The 23493-nt window shown below is 69.4% G+C and carries 18 protein-coding genes and 1 pseudogene; 16 read left to right on the top strand and 3 right to left on the bottom strand.

The window, feature by feature from the left end:
- The first annotated feature begins 49 nt into the window (after positions 1-49).
- The 10 genes and pseudogenes from OG787_RS50455 to OG787_RS50500 all read left to right on the top strand — a co-directional run bounded on the left by OG787_RS50455 (position 50) and on the right by OG787_RS50500 (position 9472).
- A complete protein-coding gene (locus OG787_RS50455; protein ID WP_405540190.1) occupies positions 50-1054 on the top strand; it encodes a C-terminal binding protein in 1005 nt (334 codons plus the stop codon).
- Complete coding sequence (locus OG787_RS50460; RefSeq protein ID WP_405540191.1) at positions 1051-2103, top strand: phosphotransferase family protein; 1053 nt, start codon at positions 1051-1053, stop codon at positions 2101-2103. Before OG787_RS50455 ends, OG787_RS50460 begins: the two co-directional genes overlap by 4 nt.
- 28 nt (positions 2104-2131) lie before the next feature.
- Positions 2132-2662 (top strand): cupin domain-containing protein, encoded by a 531-nt coding sequence (locus OG787_RS50465; protein ID WP_405540192.1) that lies wholly within the window; start codon positions 2132-2134, stop codon positions 2660-2662.
- 308 nt (positions 2663-2970) lie between these two features.
- Positions 2971-3153 (top strand): annotated as a pseudogene (locus OG787_RS50470) (hypothetical protein); the annotation flags it as partial.
- Positions 3154-3330: 177 nt separating this feature from the next.
- A complete protein-coding gene (gene kdpF / locus OG787_RS50475; protein ID WP_037727062.1) occupies positions 3331-3420 on the top strand; it encodes a K(+)-transporting ATPase subunit F in 90 nt (29 codons plus the stop codon).
- Between the two features lie 7 nt (positions 3421-3427).
- Positions 3428-5092 carry a potassium-transporting ATPase subunit KdpA gene (kdpA, locus tag OG787_RS50480; protein ID WP_405540194.1) on the top strand — a complete coding sequence of 555 codons (1665 nt, stop codon included), beginning with the start codon at positions 3428-3430 and terminating at the stop codon, positions 5090-5092.
- Between the two features lie 74 nt (positions 5093-5166).
- The gene (gene kdpB, locus OG787_RS50485; protein WP_405540195.1) at positions 5167-7266 is read left to right on the top strand and encodes a potassium-transporting ATPase subunit KdpB; all 2100 of its coding nucleotides are present in this window, start codon (positions 5167-5169) and stop codon (positions 7264-7266) included.
- A gap of 6 nt (positions 7267-7272) precedes the next feature.
- A complete protein-coding gene (locus OG787_RS50490) occupies positions 7273-7905 on the top strand; it encodes a potassium-transporting ATPase subunit C (RefSeq protein WP_405540196.1) in 633 nt (210 codons plus the stop codon).
- Between the two features lie 124 nt (positions 7906-8029).
- Positions 8030-8713 (top strand): response regulator, encoded by a 684-nt coding sequence (locus OG787_RS50495; protein ID WP_369034968.1) that lies wholly within the window; start codon positions 8030-8032, stop codon positions 8711-8713.
- 111 nt (positions 8714-8824) lie between these two features.
- A complete protein-coding gene (locus OG787_RS50500) occupies positions 8825-9472 on the top strand; it encodes a dihydrofolate reductase family protein (RefSeq protein ID WP_405540198.1) in 648 nt (215 codons plus the stop codon).
- Between the two features lie 42 nt (positions 9473-9514).
- Here the strand turns inward: OG787_RS50500 and OG787_RS50505 are convergent, their stop codons facing one another.
- From OG787_RS50505 to OG787_RS50515, 3 genes are all read right to left on the bottom strand, one after another.
- Complete coding sequence (locus OG787_RS50505; protein WP_369034970.1) at positions 9515-11485, bottom strand: potassium transporter Kup; 1971 nt, start codon at positions 11483-11485, stop codon at positions 9515-9517.
- A 132-nt stretch (positions 11486-11617) separates the two neighbouring features.
- Complete coding sequence (locus OG787_RS50510; RefSeq protein WP_405540199.1) at positions 11618-12616, bottom strand: threonine/serine dehydratase; 999 nt, start codon at positions 12614-12616, stop codon at positions 11618-11620.
- A 908-nt stretch (positions 12617-13524) separates the two neighbouring features.
- A complete protein-coding gene (locus tag OG787_RS50515) occupies positions 13525-14007 on the bottom strand; it encodes a hypothetical protein (protein ID WP_405540200.1) in 483 nt (160 codons plus the stop codon).
- 170 nt (positions 14008-14177) lie between these two features.
- Between OG787_RS50515 and OG787_RS50520 the strand changes: the two genes are divergently transcribed.
- From OG787_RS50520 to OG787_RS50545, 6 genes are all read left to right on the top strand, one after another.
- Positions 14178-15161, top strand: a complete 984-nt coding sequence (locus OG787_RS50520; RefSeq protein ID WP_405540201.1) for a CHRD domain-containing protein — start codon at positions 14178-14180, stop codon at positions 15159-15161.
- Positions 15162-15320: 159 nt separating this feature from the next.
- The gene (locus OG787_RS50525) at positions 15321-16274 is read left to right on the top strand and encodes a DUF1996 domain-containing protein (RefSeq protein WP_405540202.1); all 954 of its coding nucleotides are present in this window, start codon (positions 15321-15323) and stop codon (positions 16272-16274) included.
- Between the two features lie 76 nt (positions 16275-16350).
- On the top strand, positions 16351-16929 hold the full coding sequence (locus tag OG787_RS50530; RefSeq protein WP_369034975.1) for a sigma-70 family RNA polymerase sigma factor: 579 nt from the start codon (positions 16351-16353) through the stop codon (positions 16927-16929).
- Positions 16926-17639: an anti-sigma factor family protein gene (locus tag OG787_RS50535; RefSeq protein ID WP_405540203.1), complete on the top strand. Its 714-nt coding sequence runs from the start codon at positions 16926-16928 to the stop codon at positions 17637-17639. The genes OG787_RS50530 and OG787_RS50535 overlap by 4 nt, the downstream gene beginning before the upstream one ends.
- 335 nt (positions 17640-17974) lie before the next feature.
- Positions 17975-19882: a fatty acyl-AMP ligase gene (locus OG787_RS50540; protein ID WP_405540204.1), complete on the top strand. Its 1908-nt coding sequence runs from the start codon at positions 17975-17977 to the stop codon at positions 19880-19882.
- Positions 19879-23490: an alpha/beta fold hydrolase gene (locus tag OG787_RS50545; RefSeq protein WP_405540206.1), complete on the top strand. Its 3612-nt coding sequence runs from the start codon at positions 19879-19881 to the stop codon at positions 23488-23490. Before OG787_RS50540 ends, OG787_RS50545 begins: the two co-directional genes overlap by 4 nt.
- The last annotated feature ends 3 nt before the right edge of the window (positions 23491-23493 follow it).

Below are 23493 nucleotides of genomic sequence, written 5' to 3' on the forward strand. Positions count from 1 at the left end.
ACGCCCGCCGGCCCGCTGCGGCCGCACGATTCTGCGAGGACGACCTGCCATGAAACCACCGAGCCGCTCCGGCACCGTGCTGCTCACCGACCACGCCTGGCCCGACGACTCCGTCGAGCGATCGGTCATCGAAGAGGCGGGCCACACCCTGGTGACCGGCCCCGCCGATCCCGCCTCCGCCGAGACGATCGAGGAACTGGTGGCCGAGCATCGGCCGGACGGCATCCTGACCTGCTGGGCCCCCGTCTCCGCCACCGCTATCGGCACCTCGCCGGAGCTGCGGATCGTGGCCAGACTCGGTGTCGGCCTCGACAACATCGCCGTGGACACCGCCACCGAGCGCGGTGTGTGGGTCACCAACGTGCCGGACTACTGCGTCGAGGAGGTCTCCGACCACGCCGTCGGTATGGTCCTGGCCTGGACGAGGGGCCTGGCCGTCTCCGACCGGGAAGTCCGCGCGGGCCGTTGGAACCCCGCCGGCGCCCGGCTGCGCCGCCTGTCGACGCTGACCTGCGGCGTCGTCGGACACGGCCGTATCGGACGCGCCACCGTGCGCAAGCTCGGCGCGTTCGGCTGCCGGATCCTGGCCCACGACCCGCACCCGCCGAAGGACGCCCCGGGAGTGGAGATGGTGGGCATGGAGGAGCTGCTGCGCCGCAGCGACGTGGTGATCCTCCACGTGCCCCTCACGCCCGCCACGCACCACATCATCGGCGCCGAGCAGCTGGCACTGATGCCACCGGGCGGCCTGCTGGTCAACGTCAGCCGAGGCGGCCTGGTGGACACCGACGCGGTGATCAAGGCGCTGGACAGCGGGCACCTGGACGGAGCCGCCTTCGACGTCCTGGAGACCGAACCGCATGTCCCCGCCGCACTGTTGGACCAGCCGGGCGCTCTCCTCACCCCGCACATCGCCTTCTCCTCCGACGCGTCGGTCACGGAACTGCGCCGCCGCGCCGCCGAGGAGGTCGTACGGATCCTGGCGGGCGAGGCACCGGCCCACGCCTGCAACACTCCCCGTGGTCTGTCTGCCGGGCCGGGGGACCGTCGATGAGCCGGCCATCAGCGCAGAGGGGCCCGGAATCCGCGCTGACCGACTTCCTGACCACCCACAAGCTCGCCGGGCCCGCCGAAACAGCACGCTGGACGCCACTGACCGGCGGTGTCTCGTCCGACCTGTGGCGAGTGGACCTGCCGGGACGCTCCCTCTGCGTCAAACGCGCCCTGGCCAAGTTGAAAGTCGCCGCCGACTGGCAGGCACCGGTGTCGCGCAACGCCTACGAATGGGCGTGGATGCGGTTCGCGTCCCGGCACCGCCCGGACAGCGTGCCCGAACTGCTGGCCCACGACCCCGAAGCCGGCATCTTCGCGATGGCGTTCCTGCCGCCCGAGCACTACCCCATGTGGAAGGCGCGGTTGCTGGACGGCGAGGTGCGGGTGGAGACCGCGGCGGCCGTCGGGGAACTGCTCGGCACCCTGCACGCGCAGAGCGTCGGCGACAACGCCCTCGCCGCGGAGTTCGCCACCGACGACAACTTCCACGCGCTGCGCATCGAGCCGTACCTGCTGGCCACCGCTGCCGTGCACCCCGGTCTGAGTGACATCCTCAGGGGCCTCGCCCACCGCACGGCCACTACGCACCTGGCCCTGGTGCACGGTGACGTCAGTCCCAAGAACATCCTCGTCGGCCCGTCCGGGCCCGTGCTGCTGGACGCCGAGTGCGCCTGGTACGGCGACCCGGCCTTCGACCTCGCCTTCTGCGTCAACCATCTGCTCCTCAAAAGCCTGGTGGTGCCCGGGCGCCGCGCCGAACTCCTGCGGTCCGCCCGGGCGTTGACCGAGGAGTACGTCCGGTGCGTCGACTGGGAGCCCCGGCCGATCATCGAAGCGCGGGCCGCAGCACTGCTGCCGGCGCTGCTGCTCGCGCGCGTGGACGGCAAGTCCCCGGTGGAGTACCTCACGGACGACCGGCACCGGCTGTTCGTACGCACGGCGGCATCGTCCCTGCTCCGGGCGCCCGCTCCGACGGTGGCGGGCGTCCTCGACGCCTGGTCGAACGCGCTCGGGGCGGCGACCGAGCCTCGCAGCGGCCTGGCCGACTGACCACACAGACCCGACCGAGGAGAGACGCATGCGCAGAGTCGTCACCGGCCACGACGAGAACGGCAGGTCGGTCGTCGTCAGCGACGGCCCCGTCCCGCGCAGCCGGGAGTTCACCAGTCTGCCGGGCTGGGTGTCCCGCCTGCCGTGGGCCACCGAACCCGGCGAGCAGCTCAGCCGGACCGGAGAGGACCCCACTCTGAAGGTCAGCAGCCTGCTGCCGGCGCCCGGCGGCACGCGGTTCATCGTCCTGACCTTCCCGCCGGACACCGCGATGGCCGACCCGGCGTTCGACCCCGTGGCCTTCGACCGCGAGCAGCGCGTCGACTCGCCCGGCATCGCGGATCTCATCGAGCCCGACGGCATGCACGCGACACCGACCGTGGACTACGGCATCGTGCTGCAGGGCGAGGTCGTCCTCGAACTCGACGACGGCCGGTGCACCCGCCTCTCGGCAGGGGACATCGTGATCCAGAACGGCACCCGCCACGGCTGGCGCAACCGCAGCGGCCGACCGGTCACGATGGCCTTCGTCCTCGTCGGCGCGGAACGCGACGGCTGACTTCGACGCTGCCAGGTGTTTCTCCCCTGGTTCCCCCCAGCGTTTGTCGGGTCCCAAAAACCCTGGTGAGCGGCTTGTCGGTGGAGTTCTGGTCGATGACGGACCAGGTGGAGTCGGGTTGCCGGACGAGGATGTCGTGCCTGTGGGAGACACCCGGGTCTTGCGGGGCGGCGGCGAGGTCGATGCCAGGGGTTGATCCCGTGGGCTGTCGGCAGCGGCCGATCGTGATCACGATGCGGGTGAGGGGGATGTGGCGTTCGGGGGAGCTCGTGGAGAACCGGAGTTCCTGGCCCCCGGGGCCGTCGCCGGTCTCCGAGGTGGAGCCGGAGCGGTGGTGGCAGCGGCTGCTACAGAACCGGCGGGGCGCGGTGGTCGCGCACGACGTGCGCCGGGACACCGCCCCGGTGATCTGCCGGCTGCGCATCCGGGGCTCAGGCCCCCCGACGGCCTCACGGCGTCGGCCGTATGAGTTCCGTCAAAGGTGTGCGTGATGCCGTCAGGGAGGTGTCAACGGGGGCCGAATCCGGCCACGGAGGCGCTTCTCTCTAGTTGTCCGATTCGTTTCCGAATCTCAGCTAGGAGTTCGCGATGGCCGATCTGGCCTTCGTCGTCACCACGATCGCGGTGTTCGCGCTGGTGGCTCTCGCCGCCAAGGGGGTGACGAAGCTGTGACCGCCGAGAACATCGTCGGCCTCGTCGTGGCCGTCGCCCTGCTGGGCTATCTCGTCCTCGCCCTGCTCTTCCCGGAGAGGTTCTGAGACGCAGATGGGTCCCGTACTTGCCGGCGTTCTCCAGCTGCTCGCTCTGACAGTGGCACTGGGGCTCGCCTATGTCCCGCTCGGCGACTACATGGCCAAGGTCTACTCCTCCGACAAGCACTGGCGTGTGGAGAAGTGGATCTACAAGGGCATCGGCGCCGACCCGAACACGGAGATGCGCTGGCCCGCGTACCTGCGCGGTGTCCTCGCGTTCTCCGCGGTCGGTGTCCTGTTCCTGTACCTGTTGCAGCGGCTCCAGGGTGTGCTGCCGGGCTCGCTCGGCTTCAGCTCCATCGATCCGGACCAGGCGTTCAACACCGCCGCGTCGTTCGTCTCGAACACCAACTGGCAGTCGTACTACGGCGAACAGGCCATGGGCCATGTGGTGCAGACCGGCGGCCTTGCCGTCCAGAACTTCGTCTCGGCGGCCGTCGGTATCGCCGTCGCCGTGGCCCTCGTACGTGGGTTCGCGCGCTCCCGTACCGGTGAACTCGGCAACTTCTGGGCCGACATGGTCCGTGGTGTCGTACGCATCCTGGTGCCGATGTCCGTCGTCGCGGCGATCGTGCTGGTGGCGTGCGGTGCGATCCAGAACTTCGCCGGCATTCACGAGGTCGGGCAGTTCATGGGCGGTTCGCAGCAGTGGAACGGGGGCGCGGTCGCCTCGCAGGAAGCCATCAAGGAGATCGGCACCAACGGTGGCGGGTACTTCAACGCCAACTCCGCCCACCCGTTCGAGAACCCGACCCCGTTCACCAACCTCTTCGAGATCTTCCTGCTGCTGGTCATCCCGTTCGCACTGACCCGCACCTTCGGCCGCATGGTCGGCAGTCTCAAGCAGGGGTACGCGATCCTCGCCACCATGGCGACCATCTGGGTCGGTTTCATCGCCCTGATGATGTGGACCGAGTTCGCCCACCACGGACCGGCGTTCCAGATCGCGGGTGGTGCCCTGGAGGGCAAGGAGCAGCGCTTCGGTGTGGGCGCCTCGTCGATCTTCGCGGTGTCGACCACGCTGACGTCGACGGGTGCGGTGGACTCCTTCCACTCCTCGTTCACCGGGCTCGGCGGCGGTATCACGATCCTGGGCATGCAACTGGGCGAGATCGCGCCCGGCGGTACCGGCTCCGGCCTCTACGGCATGCTCATCATGGCGATCATCGCGGTGTTCATCGCGGGGCTCATGGTCGGCCGTACGCCCGAGTACCTCGGCAAGAAGATCGGCACCCGCGAGATCAAGTTCGCGGCCTGCTACATCCTCATCACCCCGGCACTGGTGCTGGTCTTCACCGCCGTGGCGATGGCCCTGCCGACCCCGGGCAACTCGATGACCAACAGCGGGGCGCACGGCTTCTCCGAGATCCTGTACGCCTACACGTCCGCGTCGAACAACAACGGCTCGGCCTTCGCCGGGCTGAACGCCGACACCCAGTGGTTCAACACCACCCTGGGTATCGCCATGCTGCTCGGCCGCTTCCTGCCCATGGTGTTCGTGCTGGCCCTTGCCGGTTCGCTCGCCGAGCAGAAGCCGGTGCCGGAGACCGCGGGCACCCTGCGTACCGAGAAGCCGCTGTTCACCGGCCTGTTGGTGGGCGCGATTCTGATCATCACCGGTCTGACCTACTTCCCGGCGCTCGCGTTGGGGCCGCTGGCCGAGGGGCTGGCGTCATGACCACCCGTACAGAGAAGCCACGTACAGAGAAGCCACGTACAGAGAAAACCCGTACAGAGAAGCCTGAGGACTCGATGTCCACTGTCACCCCGACCCGGGCACCCCACAGCGATGTGCCGACCGGGCACAAGGCCGCCGAGGGACGTGTCGGCGCTGGCCTGTTCGATCCCAAGCAGTTGCTGAAGTCGCTGCCGGACGCCTGCCGCAAGCTTGATCCGCGGGTGATGGTCAAGTCCCCGGTGATGTTCGTCGTGTGGATCGGCTCGCTGCTGACCACGGTGTTCTCCTTCAAGGACCCGGGGGACTGGTTCGGTTGGGCGATCAGCGCCTGGCTCTGGCTGACCGTGATCTTCGCCAACCTGGCGGAGGCGGTCGCCGAGGGACGAGGCAAGGCCCAGGCCGACACGCTGAGGAAGGCCAAGACCGACACCGTGGCCCGGCGGCTCGTGGGTGACCGCGAGGAGCAGGTGCCCGGTACCGGGCTGCGCATCGGTGATCTGGTGGTGTGCGAGGCCGGCGACATCATCCCCGGCGACGGTGACGTCGTCGAGGGCGTGGCGTCCGTCGACGAGTCGGCCATCACCGGCGAGTCGGCTCCCGTCATCCGCGAGTCGGGCGGCGACCGCAGCGCAGTCACCGGCGGTACGAAGGTCCTGTCCGACCGGATCGTCATCAAGATCACGACGAAGCCCGGCGAGACCTTCATCGACCGCATGATCGCCCTGGTCGAGGGCGCGGCCCGGCAGAAGACGCCGAACGAGATCGCGCTGAACATCCTGCTCGCCTCGCTGACGATCGTCTTCCTGCTCGCGGTGGCCACGCTGCCGCCGTTCGCGGACTACGCGGGCTCGCATCTCTCGATGGTCGTGCTGGTCGCCCTGCTGGTGTGCCTGATTCCGACCACGATCGGCGCGCTGCTCTCCGCGATCGGCATCGCGGGCATGGACCGGCTGGTCCAGCGGAACGTCCTCGCCATGTCGGGGCGTGCGGTCGAGGCAGCGGGCGATGTCTCCACGCTGCTGCTCGACAAGACCGGCACCATCACGCTCGGCAATCGGCAGGCGTCGGAGTTCGTGCCGGTCAGTGGTACCACCGAGGCCGAGGTGGCCGACGCGGCCCAGCTGTCGTCGCTGGCCGACGAGACGCCCGAGGGGCGGTCCGTCGTCGTCCTGGCGAAGGAGAGGTACGGGCTGCGCGAACGCCGGCAGGGCGAGCTGCCCGGTGCCGAGTGGATCGCCTTCACCGCCCAGACCCGGATGTCGGGTGTGGACCTGGATGGCAGGAAGATCCGCAAGGGTGCTGCCGGTTCGGTCGTCGCCTGGGTGCGGGAGCAGGGCGGCGAGGTGTCCGAGGACGCCGGGGCGCTCACCGACCGTATCTCCGAGGCGGGCGGTACCCCGCTGCTCGTGGCCGTCGAAGACACCGACGGGGCGCGGGTGTTGGGGGTCATCCATCTCAAGGACGTCGTCAAGGAGGGCATGCGGGAGCGGTTCGACGAGCTGCGCCGGATGGGCATCAAGACCGTCATGATCACGGGTGACAACCCGCTGACCGCCAAGGCGATCGCCGAGGAGGCGGGCGTCGACGACTTCCTCGCGGAGGCGACTCCCGAGGACAAGATGGCGCTCATCAAGCGGGAGCAGGCGGGCGGCAAGCTCGTCGCGATGACCGGTGACGGCACCAACGACGCCCCGGCCCTGGCGCAGGCCGACGTGGGCGTGGCGATGAACACCGGTACCTCGGCCGCCAAGGAGGCCGGGAACATGGTGGATCTGGACTCCAACCCCACCAAGCTGATCGAGATCGTCGAGATCGGGAAGCAACTGCTCATCACCCGGGGCGCGTTGACGACGTTCTCCATCGCCAACGACGTCGCGAAGTACTTTGCGATCATCCCGGCGCTGTTCGCGGCCGTCTACCCGGGCCTGGACAAGCTCAACGTCATGCACCTGGCCTCGCCCGACTCCGCGATCCTGTCGGCGGTCATCTTCAACGCGCTGATCATCATCGCGCTCGTGCCGCTGTCCCTGAAGGGCGTGCAGTACCGGCCGGTGAGCGCGGACAGGATGCTGCGGCGGAACCTCGGGATCTACGGCCTCGGCGGGCTCATCGCCCCCTTCGTCGGCATCAAGATCATCGACCTGCTCATCTCCCTCATACCTGGAATTGGCTGATCGGCTATGAACAACTCGGTATCGAACACCGGCCGGTTGCTGTGGGCGGGACTCCGTGCCCTGCTCGTGTTGACCGTGCTCACAGGCGTGATCTACCCGCTGGCCGTCACAGGTGTTGCCCAGGCGCTCTTCAACGACAAGGCCAACGGCTCGGAGATCAAAGCGGACGGCAAGGTCGTCGGCTCGTCGCTGATCGGTCAACAGGGCTACAGCCTGGACTACTTCCAGCCGCGCCCCGCCAACGGTCTGGGTGTGAACTCGGTCAACACCCAGTACAAGCTGATCCTCTCCGGTGCCACCAATCGCTCCGGTGACAACGCAGACCTCATCAAGTGGGTGAAGGAGGCGAAGGCGAAGGTCATCAAGGACAACTCCGTCGCCGGCTACACGGTCAAGCCCTCCGACGTACCCGCCGACGCGGTCACGTCCTCCGGCTCGGGCCTGGACCCGGACATCTCCCCGCAGTACGCCGACATCCAGGTCCACCGGATCGCCGAGGGGAACGGCCTGACCGTCGCGCAGGTGCAGAAGCTGGTCGACGACCACACCGACGGCCGCACCCTGGGCTTCATCGGTGAGCCCCGGGTCAACGTCCTCGAACTCAACATCGCGCTCAAGGAACTCGTGGCGAAGGGCTGATGGCCTTACGCACACCGAGCGGGAGTCGGCGGACCGGGAGGCGATCCGGTCCGCCGACTTCCGCCGCCACAAGGCCGGTTCCGCATGACCCGGCCCTCCGTACACGCAGGAAAGGCGTACCCCGATGACCCGGGTACTGGTGGTGGAGGACGACCCTCAGCTCGTCCGGGCCCTCGTGATCAACCTGCGGGCACGCCGGTACGGGGTGGACCCGGCGCCGGACGGCACCACCGCGCTCCGGCTGGCCGCCGCCCGTCGGCCCGACGTGGTCCTGCTCGACCTCGGGCTGCCGGACATGGAGGGTGTGGACGTCATCAGGGCGCTGCGTGGCTGGACCCGCGCACCGATCCTGGTCCTGTCCGCCCGTTGGGCGTCCGACGAGAAGGTCGCCGCCCTGGACGCGGGCGCCGACGACTACATCACCAAGCCGTTCAGCATGGACGAACTCCTCGCCCGGCTACGGGCCGCCGTCCGCCGCACCGAGGACGTACCGCTCACCCCCGAGACGACGCTCGTCGAGACCGGCGACTTCACGGTCGACCTGCGCGCCAAGAAGGCCAGCCGCGACGGCCACGACATCCGGCTCACCCCGACCGAATGGCACCTGCTCGAAATCCTGGTCACCAACCCGGGACGGCTGATCAGCCAGAAACACCTGCTCCAGGAGGTCTGGGGAGACTCACAGAGCAACAAGACCAACTACCTGCGCGTCTACATGGCCCAACTCCGCCGCAAACTCGAAACGGACCCCGCGCACCCCCGCTACCTCATCACCGAGCCGGGCATGGGCTACCGCTTCGAGAGCTGAGGCCACGCTCCGGAAGAACCCTGGGTGCCGCTGTCGATCCAGTCACGTCCCGTTCGACATCCTGATGTAGGACGCATCGCCAGGAGGCGACAGGACCTGATGAGGGAACACATGGATCAGCTGCTGCGCGTGCAGAACTTCTGTATCTCGACGGACGGCGTCGCCGCAGGCGAGGACCAGAGCCTGGAGCGGCCGTTCGGCCACGACATCGATCCGGGAAGGCTCTTCGCCTGGGCCGGTGCCACGGCGAGCTGGCCCAACCGCACCGAGCCAGGGGGAAGCAGGGGCCTCGACGACTACTTCACCCGGGACTTCGGCCACAACATCGGCGCCGAGATCATGGGCCGCAACAAGTTCGGACCCCAGCGCGGCCCGTGGTCCGACCACGAGTGGCGCGGCTGGTGGGGTGACGAGCCGCCCTTCCACACGCCGGTGTTCGTCCTGACCCACCACGAGCGTCCGTCGTTCACGCTCTCCGACACCACGTTCCATTTCGTGGACGGCGACCCCGCCACCGTTCTCGCGCAGGCACGGGAGGCCGCGCAGGGCAAGGACGTCCGGCTCGGCGGCGGCGTGTCCACCATCCGGGAGTTCCTCGACGCGGACCTCGTCGACACCATGCATGTGGCCGTCTCACCAGTGAAGCTCGGGTCCGGGCTGCGCCTCTGGGACTCACCCGAACAACTGCTGGACCGGTTCCACATGGAGGTCGTGCCCAGCCCGAGCGGCGTGACGCACCACCTCTTCTGGCGCAAGTGACGAGTGAGACAACGTGCGGCAGAACTGCCGGCTCCGGTGCGCCTACACCTCGATGTGCGAGCCCATGATGACCGTACGGTCGCGGGGCAGACTGAAGTACTCGGCGGCGTCCGCCGTGATGTAGGAGGTGGCGATGAACAGGCGTTTGCGCCAGGGCGCCATCGTCGGGGCCTTCCCGCGGCGCAGCTCGATCTTCGACAGGAAGTAGGACGCCTGGTCGAGCTGGAGTGGTCCTTCGGTGTCGGCCGGGTCGAGCAGTGCCAGTGTGCCGGGCACGTCCGGTGTCTCCATGTAGCCGAACCGGGCGGTGACGTGGATGATCCCGTCGTCGCCGTACCCGAGGTCGTCGACGACGACCCGCTGCTCGGGCGGGACACGGGGCACGGGCTCGGTGCCGATGGACAGGATCACGACGTGGTCGTGCCGTACGTGGTTGTGCTCGGCGTTGGCCCGCATGGCCAGCGGGGCGGTCTCCTTGCCCCGGTTCAGGAAGACCGCCGTACCGGGCGCCCGGAGCGTCGGCTCCTCTCCCGACTGGAGGTGTTCGATGAACTCGGGCAGCGGGCCCTCCTGGCGCGCTCGTTCCGCGGTGACGATGTCGCGGCCGCGCTGCCAGGTCGTCATGACCGTGAACGCGGTGAGGCCGATCAGCAGCGGCAGCCACGCCCCGTGGACGAGCTTGGTCAGGTTGGCCGCCACGAACAGCAGGTCCACCAGGAGGAGCAGGCCCCCACCGACGACGAGCAGCCACCGGGGCGTACCCCACTTGGCGCGGGCGACGTAGAAGAAGAGCAGGGTGGTGATGGTGATCGTGCCGGTGACCGCCATGCCGAACGCGTACGCCAGCGCCGCGGAGCTGCGGAACGCGAAGACCAGGGTGAGCACCGAGACCATCAGCAGCCAGTTGATCCAGGGGACGTAGATCTGACCGATGGTGGACTCGGAGGTGTGCGCGATGCGCAGCCTCGGCAGATAGCCGAGCTGGGCCGCCTGGGAGGCGACCGAGTACGCGCCGGTGATCACCGCCTGCGAGGCGATCACGGTCGCCGCCGTCGCCAGGATGACCATCGGCCAGCGCCCCCAGTCGGGCACGAGCAGGAAGAACGGGCTGCTGATGTTGGCCGGGTCGTCGAGGATCAGCGCGCCCTGGCCCAGATAGCTCAGGACACAGGCGGGCAGTACGAGGAACAGCCAGCCCCGGGTGATCGCCCGGCGGCCGAAGTGCCCCATGTCGGCGTAGAGCGCCTCGGCACCGGTGACCGCGAGCACGATCGCCGCAAGCGCGAAGAAGGCCGTACCCCAATGACCGAACAGGAAGCCCAGTGCGTACGTCGGTGACAGCGCCCTGAGGATGTCCGGGTGGTCGGTGATGCCCACGACGCCGCACGCGCCGATGGCCGTGAACCAGGCGATCATGACCGGCCCGAACACCCGGCCCACCGCGGCGGTTCCCCGGCGCTGCACCAGGAAGAGCCCCACGATGATCACCGCGGTGATCGGCACGACCGCGCTGTCCAGCGACGGCTCGACGACCTTGAGCCCTTCGACCGCGGACAGCACCGAGATCGCCGGGGTGATCATGCTGTCCCCGAAGAACAGCGACGCACCGAAGATGCCGAGCGCGGCCAGGACGACGGCGCCCCGACGCCCACGCTCCGAACTCCACCGCCGCAACAGGGTGATCAGCGCCATGATGCCGCCCTCACCGTCGTTGTCGGCGCGCATCGCCAGCAGAATGTAGGTGACCGTGACGATGATCATCACCGACCAGAAGATCAGCGACACCACCCCGTACACGTTGTCCGTGGTGACCGGGACGGGGTGCGGGTCGTCGGGGTTGAACACCGTCTGGAGGGTGTAGATCGGGCTGGTGCCGATGTCGCCGAAGACCACACCGAGAGCACCGATGACCACCGCGAGGCGCACCGCGTCGCGCGTGCCCGCCCGACGGGCCTCCGGTGCCCGTGGCGCGGATCCGTCGTCCGACACGGTTCCCTGCCGTCGATCGGCCATGGTGCTCCTCCTCCGTGTGGTCCGCCGAGCTGCGGACCAGGGGCATCGGGGCGGACGATACCCACCCGCTGGCGTGACACCTGGTAGGGGGTGCTGTTTCGTGTTCCGAGTGGCGTCTGTGGCGCGCCGTTGTCAGGGCCTGTCGATCGGGGCCGCGCCGATCCAGCGGTGGTAGGCGTCGACGTCGACGTTGCTGCCACACACGATGGTGACGACGTGCCGGCCGGCGAAGCGGTCGCGGTCCTCGATGATCGCCGCGATGCCCAGCGCGGCCGAGGGTTCGACGACGAGGCCGGCGTGGTCGAGGAGCATCCGCATACCGGCCATGATCGACGCCTCCTGGACCAGTACGGCGTCGTCGGCGACCAGAAGGAGGTCGTCCAGGACGGCCGGGATGGGATACCGGCCGGCCACGCCGTCGGCGATGGTGTCGGTCGAGTCGGTGGTGACCACGCGCTTCCGGTGCCAGGAGCGGGTCAGCGCCGGTGCGCCCAGCGGCTGGACGCAGATCACCTCGACCTCGGGTGCCAGGGCCTTCACCACATGACCCACGCCGGTGGCCAGCGCCCCGCCGCCGAGAGCGATCAGGACGGTGTCGAACGACGGCGAGGTGTCCCCCCGTTCCACGGGTTCCACCAGTTCCAGTCCGATGGTCGCCGCGCCCTCGCAGGTCTCGATGTCCAGGCTGTCCTCGACCAGCCGGATGCCCTCGTGACGTGCGATGGCCGCCGCCCGCTCGCGGGCCGACTCGTGGTCGCCGTCCACCAGTTCCAGCCCGGCGCCCAACGCGCGGATACGGTCGAGCTTGGCCCGGGTCGCGAAACGGGATGCCACGACGGTGACATCGAGCCCCCGGCCGCGCCCCGACCACGCGAGGGCCTGGCCGAGGTTGCCCGCGCTCGCGCACACCACGGCACGCGATCCCTCATCGGCGAGCAGGCTCGCGATCACCTCGGTGCCACGGGCCTTGAAGCTGCGGACCGGGTTGGCCGTTTCGAGCTTGATGCTCACGCCGCACCCGAGGACGGGTTCCAGCGCCTCGCAGCGGTACAGCGGAGTGTCGAGAAAGACCGGGTCGATCAGTCGGCGGGCCGCTCGGATCCGGGCGGTGTCGAGGCGCGTCTTCTGCACGACACAGGAGCGTAGTGCCACCGGCGCCGGGTTCCTCGGGCCGTTCGACGAGGCCGGGGGCGGACCGTACGTCGGTACGCCCAAGGCCGGGCAGCGGCGGAGGCAGAACAGCGGCACCACCTCGGAGACCTCCGGCGACCTGTCCCGCCGGTCGGCCAGAAGACACCGAGGCGTTCTCGACCGCGCGCTTCACGGTCCTCGCCGTTTCCGTGCGCCGCGCTGCGCACGCAACTACGCCCCGGCGATTCCCGGTTGATCCGGCGGAGCCATCCATACGTGCTTCCAGCGACGCTGCACAAGCCGCGTGGAGGGCGCCAGAGGATGGGGAATCGGACTGCGATCGCGGAACGGACAGCGGACGCGCCTCCGCGCTCCAGGAGGGGGCACCGCCCGTAACGCCCGCTGCTCGGCGTACGGCTCGGACAGGTCGTCGTGTGGGAGGCCGCCGTCCTGCTGCTCGCGGCCGGTCTGGCGTACCCCGGCCCAGCCAGGGTTCCCGCCCTGGCCGCCGGCGGCCAGGTCTTGGCGCAGTCCCCGTCGCACGTGGGGCAGGCGCTCAGTGCGGCGCCCGCGGGCTTGGCCGCGTCGTCCTGCTGGGGCCGCAGCCGGCCGCGAACATGATTGCCGCCGCCGACGCCGCCACCGTCACCGAAATTCCCTGCAACTTGCGTATGACTGTTTCCCTCTTCCGTATCTGAATTTCGGCGCGACGGAGCCCGCCCCCGTTTTCAGGGGTTTCCGTGAATGGCGGAACATCCGTCCCGTCGACGGACATCCGCTTCAGCGGTGCATTCCGACGGCGCGTCCGGCGCGGTCGGTCGGCAGGTCTTCCGCTGCTGCCGTGAACACGGGCTGCGCGGGAAGGGGGTTCAATCTCCCGAAGGTTCTCTCGAAGATTTTCTCAGCTCTCAGCTCTCTCGGATGAGCTTGCCGTCCGCGCCCAGCACGAACCACTCACCGTCCAGGCCCTGCCCGTTGACGTCACCGGGGGAGGCGTCGCCGACGTAGTAGTAGAGCGGCCATTCGCCGTACCTGGCCTGCACCGCGCCGCCGGCGCTGGCGGCCGTGGCCAGCAGCTTCGTGTCGGTGCCGGGACCTGCGGCGACCTTGGTCGAGCCGGTCAGCGCGGGCCAGACGGCGATGCAGTCGGCGTCGCAGTTGCTGGTGCCGGCCTTGTCCTTGGTGAAGGCGTAGAGCGTACGGCCGTCCTGGTCGACCAGGATGTCGCCGAGGTCGGAGCCGGCCACCTTCACGGTCTGCCCGGCGCCTTGCGCGGAGGGGCTCGCGGGCTTGTCCGCCGCCGTGCCCTCCGTGTTTCCGCCGCAGGCGGTCAGGGCCAGCAGGGTCAGGGGAATCGCCGCCAGAGTGATCCGTGTGGTCCGTGCGCGCATGATGTCGACCGTCCTTTTCGTTGTCGTGGCTGCCCGCGAAAGCGCGTCGCGGATTCCCACACGTGCGTCCGACGCGACGGGTTCAATCGGAATTTCTCTGAACCTCCGTACCGCCGTGGCCGTGTGCTGGGTGCTCGAAGCAACACCCGCACTCGGAAAGGTCCAAGAAAATGCGCAGGAATTCCGCCCTCGTCTCGGCCGCCTCGGCCGTCGTACTCGCCGCGGGCACGCTCGCCGGAGCCGCCGCCGTCCCGGCCGCCGCCCACGACAGCCACACCGGTCATACCGGGCACAGCGGTTCAGGCGCCGCCTCCACCACGGCCACGAAGCCGCTGTCGGCGGTGTCGGCGAAGGCCCGAGCCGTCTCGCTGGTCGCGCGGCTGGACGGCGCGCAGGAAGTGCCCACGCCGGGTGGCCCGGCGGTCGGCGACCAGGACGGCCAGGCCGTCGCCCTCGTCAAGGTCAAGGGCGACCGCGTCACCTTCGCGCTGAGCTGGCAGGGCATCGGCGCGCCGACCCTCGGCCACATCCACGAGGGCAAGGCCGGCGTCAACGGCGCCGTCAAGACGGGACTGTTCACCACCGCCATGCCCGCCGGGGTGGACTCGGCCGCGGGCCAGACCTCCGTCAACGACGCCGCGCTGGCCGAACGGCTGCGCACCGACCCCGGCAGCTTCTACGTCAACCTGCACAGCGCGGAGTTCCCCGGCGGAGCGGTGCGCGGTCAACTGAAGCCGACGGGCCGGTCGATCAACCCGCTCGCCATCATCAGGGGCGGCAGCCTGCGCGCCCTCGCAGACGGCAGCCAGGAGGTTCCGGCCGAGGACCCGAAGGCGGTGGGCGACCGGGACGGTCACGCGGTGGCGTTCCTGCACCCGGGGCGTCGCTCGGTGGGCTACTCCCTGGCCTGGGTGAACATCGCGGCCCCGGTCGCGGGCCACATCCACGAGGGCGTGCTGGGGAAGAACGGCGCCGTGAAGGTGCCGCTGTTCACGACACCCGTACCGCAGAACATCTTCGCCCTCTCGGGCTCGGTCGCGGTGGCGGACACCGCGGTGCTCAAGCAGCTGAAGAAGCGCCCGACCGGCTTCTACGCCAACCTGCACACCGCCGAGTTCCCCGACGGGGCGGTGCGCGGCCAGCTCTTCCACTGACCGCCTGCTCCTGACCGGCCGGTCAGGAGCAGGAAACCCGTCAACCAGACCTGATGGCTCAAGGGCAGGCTTGATTGGTCTGGACATTGCTGGGATTCTGCTCGCGTGTGGATTCGATTCCTCCGTTCAAGAGCCCGGTCGTTACAGGTCGTTGTGCCCGTGGTGCTCGGTGTGTGCGTGGCGCTGGCCGTGGGGATCCTCGGCCTCGGTGGCCACCCCACATCGGCACAGGCGGCACCGTCGACCGACCGGTACGTGGACATCTCGGCGGTTCCCGCCACCGCCGTCCCGGCCGACGGACCGGACGCCTCCAGGGGATCCTTCACCGAGGACTGCGGACGCAACGAGAACGGTCATCGCAATGCCGACAACCTCGTGATCTCCCCGGGGCTGACGGGCGGAGCCCATCACGTGCACGATTACGTCGGGAACGTGACGGCCGACGCCCTGTCGACCAACGAGGGTCTGGCGGCGGCAGCGACCACCTGTGTGGGCGGTGACCGGTCCACGTACTACTGGCCGGTTCTGCGACGGCTGGACCGGACCGGGAGCGATGCGCACGCCGTGGGCGGCGGGATCGACGGGAACGCCGGCGAGATCCTGGTGGCGTCCTCGGTCCGGGTGGAGTTCCGCGGCAGCCCGACGAGCGAGGTGGTCGGCATGCCCCGGTTCCTGCGGATGGTGACCGGGGACCCGGTGGCGGCGACGGTGAACGAGCCCGGCCGCGTACGCGCGCAGTGGGGGTGTTCCGGCTACGCGGAGCGCTTCACCGTGAAGTACACGCTGTGCCCCGAGGGCAGCGGGCCGACGCGCACGCTGGACTTCCCGAGCTGCTGGGACGGCCTGTCCACGGACAGCCCCGACCATCGCTCACACGTGGTGTTCCCCGCTGCCAACGGCGTCTGCCCCCGGGCCACGTTCGCCGTCCCGCAGTTGAGGATCACCCTCACGTACGACGTCCCGCAGGGGGTGCGCTACGCCCTGGACTCCTTCCCCGAGCAGAAGCGCGATCCGGTCACCGACCACGGTCTGTTCGTCAACGTCATGACGGACCGTCGGATGGAACAGCTCGTGTCCTGCATCAACGAGGGCCGCTACTGCCGGCCCGAGTGACGCAGACCACATTGAACCAACCTCCTCGGGGATGCGTGTTGGACGTGTCAGTCAGGGAGAGGACGGGAGTAAGTGGATGGCGGCGGCACTGTGGTCCCGCACTCGGCACAAGCAAAGAGCTGCTAGTGACGAGGCACTGATCCGGGCGCTGTACGAGGAACACGGCAGAGCCCTCCTCGCATACGCGCAGCGGTTGACCGGCGATCACGCGGCAGCGGAGGACGTGGTCCAGGAGACGCTGATCCGGGCGTGGAAGCACCCGGACGTGCTGGTCAACGGCAAGGGCTCGGTGCGCGGCTGGCTGCTCACCGTGGCCCGCAACATCGTCACGGACCGGCATCGGGCGAAGGCCTCGCGCCCGACGGAGGTCGCGGAGTCCGTCACCACCACCCCGGTGGAGGAGGACCACGCGGAGGCCGTGGTGAACTCGATGCTCGTCATGGAAGCCCTCGACCGGCTCTCGCCGGACCACCAGGACGTGCTGAGGGAGATCTACTTCCAGGGCAGGAGCGTCAACGAGGCGGCAGAGACTCTGGGGATACCGCCCGGGACCGTCAAGTCCCGGTCACACTATGCCCTGAAGGCATTACGGGACATGTACAGGGACAAACCAAGAACAGCGAAGCTCGTCGCACTGAAGGAGGTGGCGGTATGAGCATTCAGCAGCACGACAGCGAATTGCTCGGTGCCTACGTCCTCGGCACGCTCGACGAGGAGGAGGTGCGGGCCGTCGACGAACATGTGGAGTCGTGCCCGCGATGCGGCGACGAACTGGACGGGTTGCGGGAGATGCAGGCCGCACTGGGTGAGGTGCCGCCGGAGGCGTTCCTCGACGGACCGCCGGAGGGCGGGGACCTGTTGCTCCAGCGCACGCTGCGACAGGCCCGCAGCGAACGTACGGGTGTGGAGCGGCGACGACGGGTGGTGCTGTCCGCGGTGGCGTCCGTCGCGGCCGCGGCCGTGCTGGGCGGTGGCGTACTGATCGGCCAGTCCTTCGGCGGCGGGACGGATACGAGAGCGGTGCCGGCTCCGCCTACGGCCTCCGCCCCGGCCGCACCGCCCGCCGGTTCCGAGGTGGGTGCGGCGACCAGTGCCGCCACCGGGACGCAGATGACGGTGCGGGTGACCCCGGCTGCCGACTGGGTGCGGGTCAACGCCTCCGTCAAGGGCATCCCGGCGGGGGAGCGGTGCCGCCTGATCGTGGTGGCCAAGGACGGCACCCGCGAGGTCGCCGGCAGTTGGCTCGTCGCCGACGAGGCCAAGGGCGCCAACCTCGACGGCTCCGCGGCCGTACGGGTCGACGACGTCGCGAAGGTCGTCGTCGAGAACGACCGGGGCAAGGAGTACGTGGCGGTCGAACTCTGAGACACGGCGGCTTCGGCGGGATCCGGAGACGGATCCCGCCGTACGGCCCGCCACTTGGGCGTGATTTTTTCGATGGAGCGTAAGTGCCCGCCGGGCACGACGCTCCTTTTTTGCGGGAGTTCGCCGCGAGAGGGCGTCGAAGTCACAGTGAATTCATAGGTAATCGGTGCCGCACCTTTGTGGGACATTGCGGAAGAAGGCGGAAATAGGGCGCTTGGTCGGCCGTTGACAATGGACTGGACCAGTCGTATTTTTTTGAATGCGCAACCATCGCTTGGCTGAACTCTTACCGGTGTCACCGGTCTTCTGGCGTTCCCCTTCACAGGACGGCCACAATGACGTTCGGAATCTCGCAGCGCAATTCATTGCTCGCCACTCTGCGGCACCTCTACGAAACCCAACCGGAGAAACTCCTCTTCACCTTTGTCGACGACCTCGGTGAGGACAAGGAGACGCTCCGAGCCGGCGAACTCGCCGAGGCCGTCGACGACATCGCCACCTCCCTGCGGTTATCAGGACTCACTCCCGGAGACCGGGCGGTGCTCGTCTACCCGCCCTCGCTGGACTTCGTGAAAGCCTTCATGGGCTGCCTGGCAGCAGGCGTCCTGCCCGTGCCCGTCTACCCCCCGAACCCGTTCCGGCTCAAGCGCGACCTGGCCGGCTTCAACGCCATCGTGGAGAGCTCGGGCGCACGTGCCGCCCTCACCAACGGCCTCTTCGACCGCTCCCGCAGGGCCGGTTCGGTCGCCGGACTGCTCGGACGGTCGGAGCACAACTGGCCCCGTATCCCCTGGTACCGCACCGACCGGCGCTCCGGCAGACAGGGCAGGACGGACTGCGATCCTGGAACCTGGTACGAACCGGCCGATCCGGGTGACACCGCGTTCGTGCAGTACACATCGGGGTCCACCGGAGTCCCCAAGGGCGTGATGGTCACGCACGGCAACCTCGTCCACGAGATCGCCGCCAACGTCGTCGACCTCCGGCTCAACCCGGACACCCGTGGGGTGTTCTGGCTCCCGCAGTACCACGACATGGGACTGATCAACGTCCTGCTCAGCACCGCTCTCGGCAACTCCACGACGCACATCATGTCGCCGCTCACCTTCCTGCAACGGCCCTGGATCTGGCTCGACGTCATGTCCCGGGTGGGAGCCACGATCACCTCGGCGCCGAACTTCGCGTACGACCTCGCGGTCCGAAAGACCACCCCCGAAATGCGCGCCGGATGGGACCTGAGTTCCCTGGAAATGGCCATCACCGCCGCCGAACCGATCAGGACCCGGACCATCCGTGCTTTCCTGAACGCCTTCCTGGTGTCCCGGATCCGGCCCGACGTTTTCTACGGCGCCTACGGGCTCGCGGAGAACACGGCGAGCGTCACCAACCGCGGCCAGGGAGTGCTGCGCCTCGACAGAAAGGCGCTGGCGGAAGGCGAAGTCGTCTTGGTGGACGACATCCCCGGCGGCCCGGACCCCCTGGACGCGGAAAGGCATGTCGAGTACCACGGCTGCGGTTTCTCCAGCAAACCCGGGGACCGGATCCGGATCGTCGACCCCGGGACCGGAGTCCCGTGCCCGCCCCGGCGCGTCGGCGAGATCTGGGTCCGCTCCTCGACCACCGCGGCCGGCTACCACGGACGCCCCGAGACGACCCGCGAGGTCTTCCACGCCACCGTGACGGGCGACGACGACCCGACGGAGTACCTGCGCACCGGAGACCTGGGATTCCTGCACGAGGGCCAGCTCTTCATGACCGGCCGGATCAAGGACCTGATCATCATCCGGGGGCGCAACGTCTACCCCTCCGACATCGAGGACAGCGTCCGGGAGTGCCACCGGGCCGTCCGCCCCGGCGGAGTCGTGGCCTTCGCGCTCGGACCGGACGAGACCTTCCCCGGGGACACCGCGACCACAGCGGCCGGCGCGGACGCCACGGAGAACGGCGAGCGGCTCGTGGTCTTCGCCGAGACGGGCCAGAAGCGGGTCGACGCCGACCTCGCCGCCGAGATCTGCGCGACGGTCCGCAAGTTCGTCTACGCCGACCACCAACTCTCCTGCCACGCCGTCGTGTTGGGCCGACCGGGGCTGGTCCGCAAGACCACCAGCGGCAAGGTCCGCCGCCGGGTGTGCAAGGAGGCACTCCTGAACGGCGAGATCGACCGCGAGACCACCACGCTCCTGGTCTCCGTGCACGAGAGCGACCTCCCTGCCCGCGACGAGTTCACCGAGGGACGACGTTGACGAACGCAGACCACGCCGACCACAACGGTCCGATCCTCGCCACCGGTCCCCGCGACCCGCGGATGTACGACGTCGACGACGACTTCCGGCGCGTCCTCATCGACATGTCCGCGCTGACCGTGGCCTCCGCGACCCGCAGGGACCGTTTCTTCCACGCCACCTCCACGGCCGCCCGCGGTGTCCTGACGGTGGGCGACAGCCCCCTGCTGCCCGCGCACGGATTCCTCCGGCCGGGCCGCCGCTTCCCGGTGCTCGTCCGCTACAGCAACTCGGTCGGCACGGACGACGTCAGGCCGACGGTCCGCGGACTCACCCTCCGCCTGCTCGACGCCACCCCCGACACCGCCACCGGACTCGAACCCGGCCTGCTCGACCTCACCTTCAACACCGGCCCGACCTTCTTCGCCTCCACCGCCGAGATCTTCCGGCGCAGCTTCGGCACCCCCGAGGAACGCTCCCGCACCATCAGCGACAACCCGGCCGTACGGTCCACCATCTGGAACAACATCAGGACCGCCGGCTCCTACGCCACCTACGACTTCTACTCCCAGGTGCCCCAGGGCTTCGTCGCCGAGGACGGACGGCAGTGGCTCATCCGCTTCCGCGTGCACCCGGCCGACGAACCGCTGCTGCGGGGCGACTTCGACCACGGCGACCTGTGGTGGCCGCCGGACGCCCCCGAGGAGATCCCGCGCCCGTACGGCGACACACGTGACCCCGCGTTCCTTCGCGACGACCTCCGCCACCGCGTCCGCACCACCGGCGTGCACAATGTGCTCCAGGCCCAGCTCCACCCCCTGGACGCCACCCCCGAAAACACCGAGACCGCCCTCGACCCGGCGCGCCGCTGGCCGGAGGACCTGTACCCCTGGTTCGACCTCGGGGACGTACACCTCGACACCCTCGCCGACGACGACACCGTCAACGACCTGGCCTTCGACCCGGCGTTGGCCCCGCCGGACCTGGGTATCGCCCTCGCCCGCTCGCCCCACTCGACCGCGTCCCTGAACCAGCTGCGGGCGCTCGTCTACCAGGCCGCGTCCTACGCCCGACTGGGCGAGCGGCAGCCCCCGGAACTGGCGGGACTGCTGCGCCCGAGCCGCAGCATCACGACGAGCACCACTGCTGGACCCGCCTCCGGGACCACTTCACCCGTCGCCGCCGGATCCCGCAGCGTCGTGGTCATCGGCGCCGGACCGGCGGGCCTGACCATCGCCCGCGAACTGGAGCGCTCCGGCCACCGGGTGACCGTACTCGAAGAGCGGGACGCGGTGGCCGGCAAGTGCGAGACGGTGGAGATCGAGGGCCGCGCCTACGACCTCGGCGGCCACATCTGCACCAACCAGTACGAGAGAGTCGCCGAGTTGGCGACCGAGCTGGGCGTGGCGACGGAGGCCACCACCCCGTACCGGGTCCTCGACACCGCGCACGGCGCCGTGCTGCCGCAGGACACCTCCTTCTTCCGCAGGGACACGTTCCTGCGCTACCAGGCCCTGCGGGAGCGGGAGTTCCCGCGCATCGCCGAACCGGGCCTCGCGCACTCCGCGAAGGCGCTCGCCGCCCCCGTGACGCAGTGGCTGGCCGCACATGGACTCCAGGCCATGGCCGCCTCCTTCGGCACCGGCTACACCGCGGCCGGCTACGGCCACCTCGACGACGACGTCCCCGCGCTGTACTTCGTCAAGTACGCGGAGATGACCGGGCTCCTGTCCCACAGGGCCGAACTCCTGGGCCACCCCGGCGCGTTCACCATCTCCGGCGGCTTCGCCACCCTGTGGCGCCGGATCGCCGGAGAACTCTCCGACGTACGGTGTGCCGTGCGCGTCGGGTCCGTCGAACGGCACGCGGACGGCGTACGGGTGCACACCGACTCCGGACCGGTGGAGGCGGACGACCTGGTGCTGACCGTCGCCCTCGACCGCGTGCTGCCGATCCTGGACAGCACCGAACACGAGCGCGAACTCGCCGCGCGGATCCGCGCCAACACCTACCACACCACCGTCGCCACAGCGCCCGGCCTCCCGGACTCCGCCTTCTACTTCCTCAAGCAGCACAACGACACCCGCGAGGCGACGGGCCACTGCGTCGCCTACCACCACCGCTACCCGGACAGCGACGTCCACACCTTCTACTCGTACGGCCGCCCCGAAGAGATCGTCCCCCTGCTGCGGGACGACATCGCAGGCATCGGCGGACGGCTGGAGGCCGTACACCTCGAACGCCAGTGGGCGTTCATGCCGCACTTCGGCAGCGACGACCTCCAGGACGGCATCCTGGACCGGCTCGAAGCGATGCAGGGCCGCCACCACACCTACTACACGGGCAGCCTGCCCTCCTTCGAACTGGTCGAGTGCACCGTCGCCCACGCCCAGGACCTGGCCCGCCGTCACTTCCCGCCCGTGGACGGCACACGGACGCCCACCGCGGCCACCGCCCCCGAACGCTCCGCCGTCACCGCTCCCGGGCTCGGCGCCCGGCTGACCGTGGACGCCGTACGGGACTGGCTGGTCACCAACATCGCCGCCGAACTGCGGCTGCCCGCGACCTCCCTCGACACGGCCCGGCCGCTGGAGGAGTACGCGCTGGAGTCGCTGTCCGTCGCGGCCCTCCAGGCACGGCTCTCCGACTGGCTGGGCTACCGCATCCCGCACACCCTCTTCATGGAACTGCCCACCATCGACCAGGCCGCCCGCCATCTCGCGGAACCCGACGCACCCACATCCACCGGTGGCACCGCGTCCACCCGCCAGGAGGCCGCGATGGACACCACCCGACCCGCACCCCGCCGGATGCTCCCGCTCAACCCGCCCGTCCCCTTCTTCTGCGCGGGCGGCCTCGGCGGCTCCGCCCGCTACCTCGCCTCACTGGCCCGCGCACTCGGCGACGGACGGCCCTGCTACGCCCTCGAGATCCCCGGCCTCGACGGCACGGAGGAGCCGTTGGACGACATGCCGGCCCTCGCGGCCGTGTTCGCCGACGAGGTCCAGCGGATCCAGCCGCACGGCCCGTACCACCTCGGCGGCCACTCCTTCGGCGGGATGCTCGCCTACGAGGCGGCACGCCACCTGCGTGAACGCGGCGAGAAGGTCCACAGGGTCGTCCTGTTCGACACCTACGTCCCGCTGCCCGGCCGGGGCACGCCGGCCGACGACGACCTGCGGGCCATAGAGGAACTCCTCGCACTGCGGCACATCGCCTGCCTCGCGACGGACCGGTGCAGCTGCGGTGTCGACCGTTCCAAGCCCCTGGACGAGCAGGGCGAACAGATCGCGCTGGCCCTCGGGGCGCCCGACCCGCAGTCGTACGAGTCCCACCTCGTGAACCTGGTCGGCACCTACCAGGCGGGCCTGCGGGCCTTCGCGCTCTACCGGCCCGAACCCTCGGACCTCTCGGTGGTCCTGGTCAAACCGGAGGCGGGGTTCGCCCCCCTCGCCCAGGAGGACCACCGCGTCCCGATGCACTTCGACTCGCCCAACGGCTGGGACACGGTCGAACTGGGCGACCTGACCGTCGTTCCGGTGACCGGCAACCACTTCAGCATGTTCACGCGCCCTCACCTGACCGCGGTCGCGGAGGCGACCCGGATCAGCCTGACGGCCGCCTGGTGACGA

The sequence above is a fragment of the Streptomyces sp. NBC_00075 genome (assembly GCF_045041225.1).
Classification (GTDB): domain Bacteria; phylum Actinomycetota; class Actinomycetes; order Streptomycetales; family Streptomycetaceae; genus Streptomyces; species Streptomyces adonidis.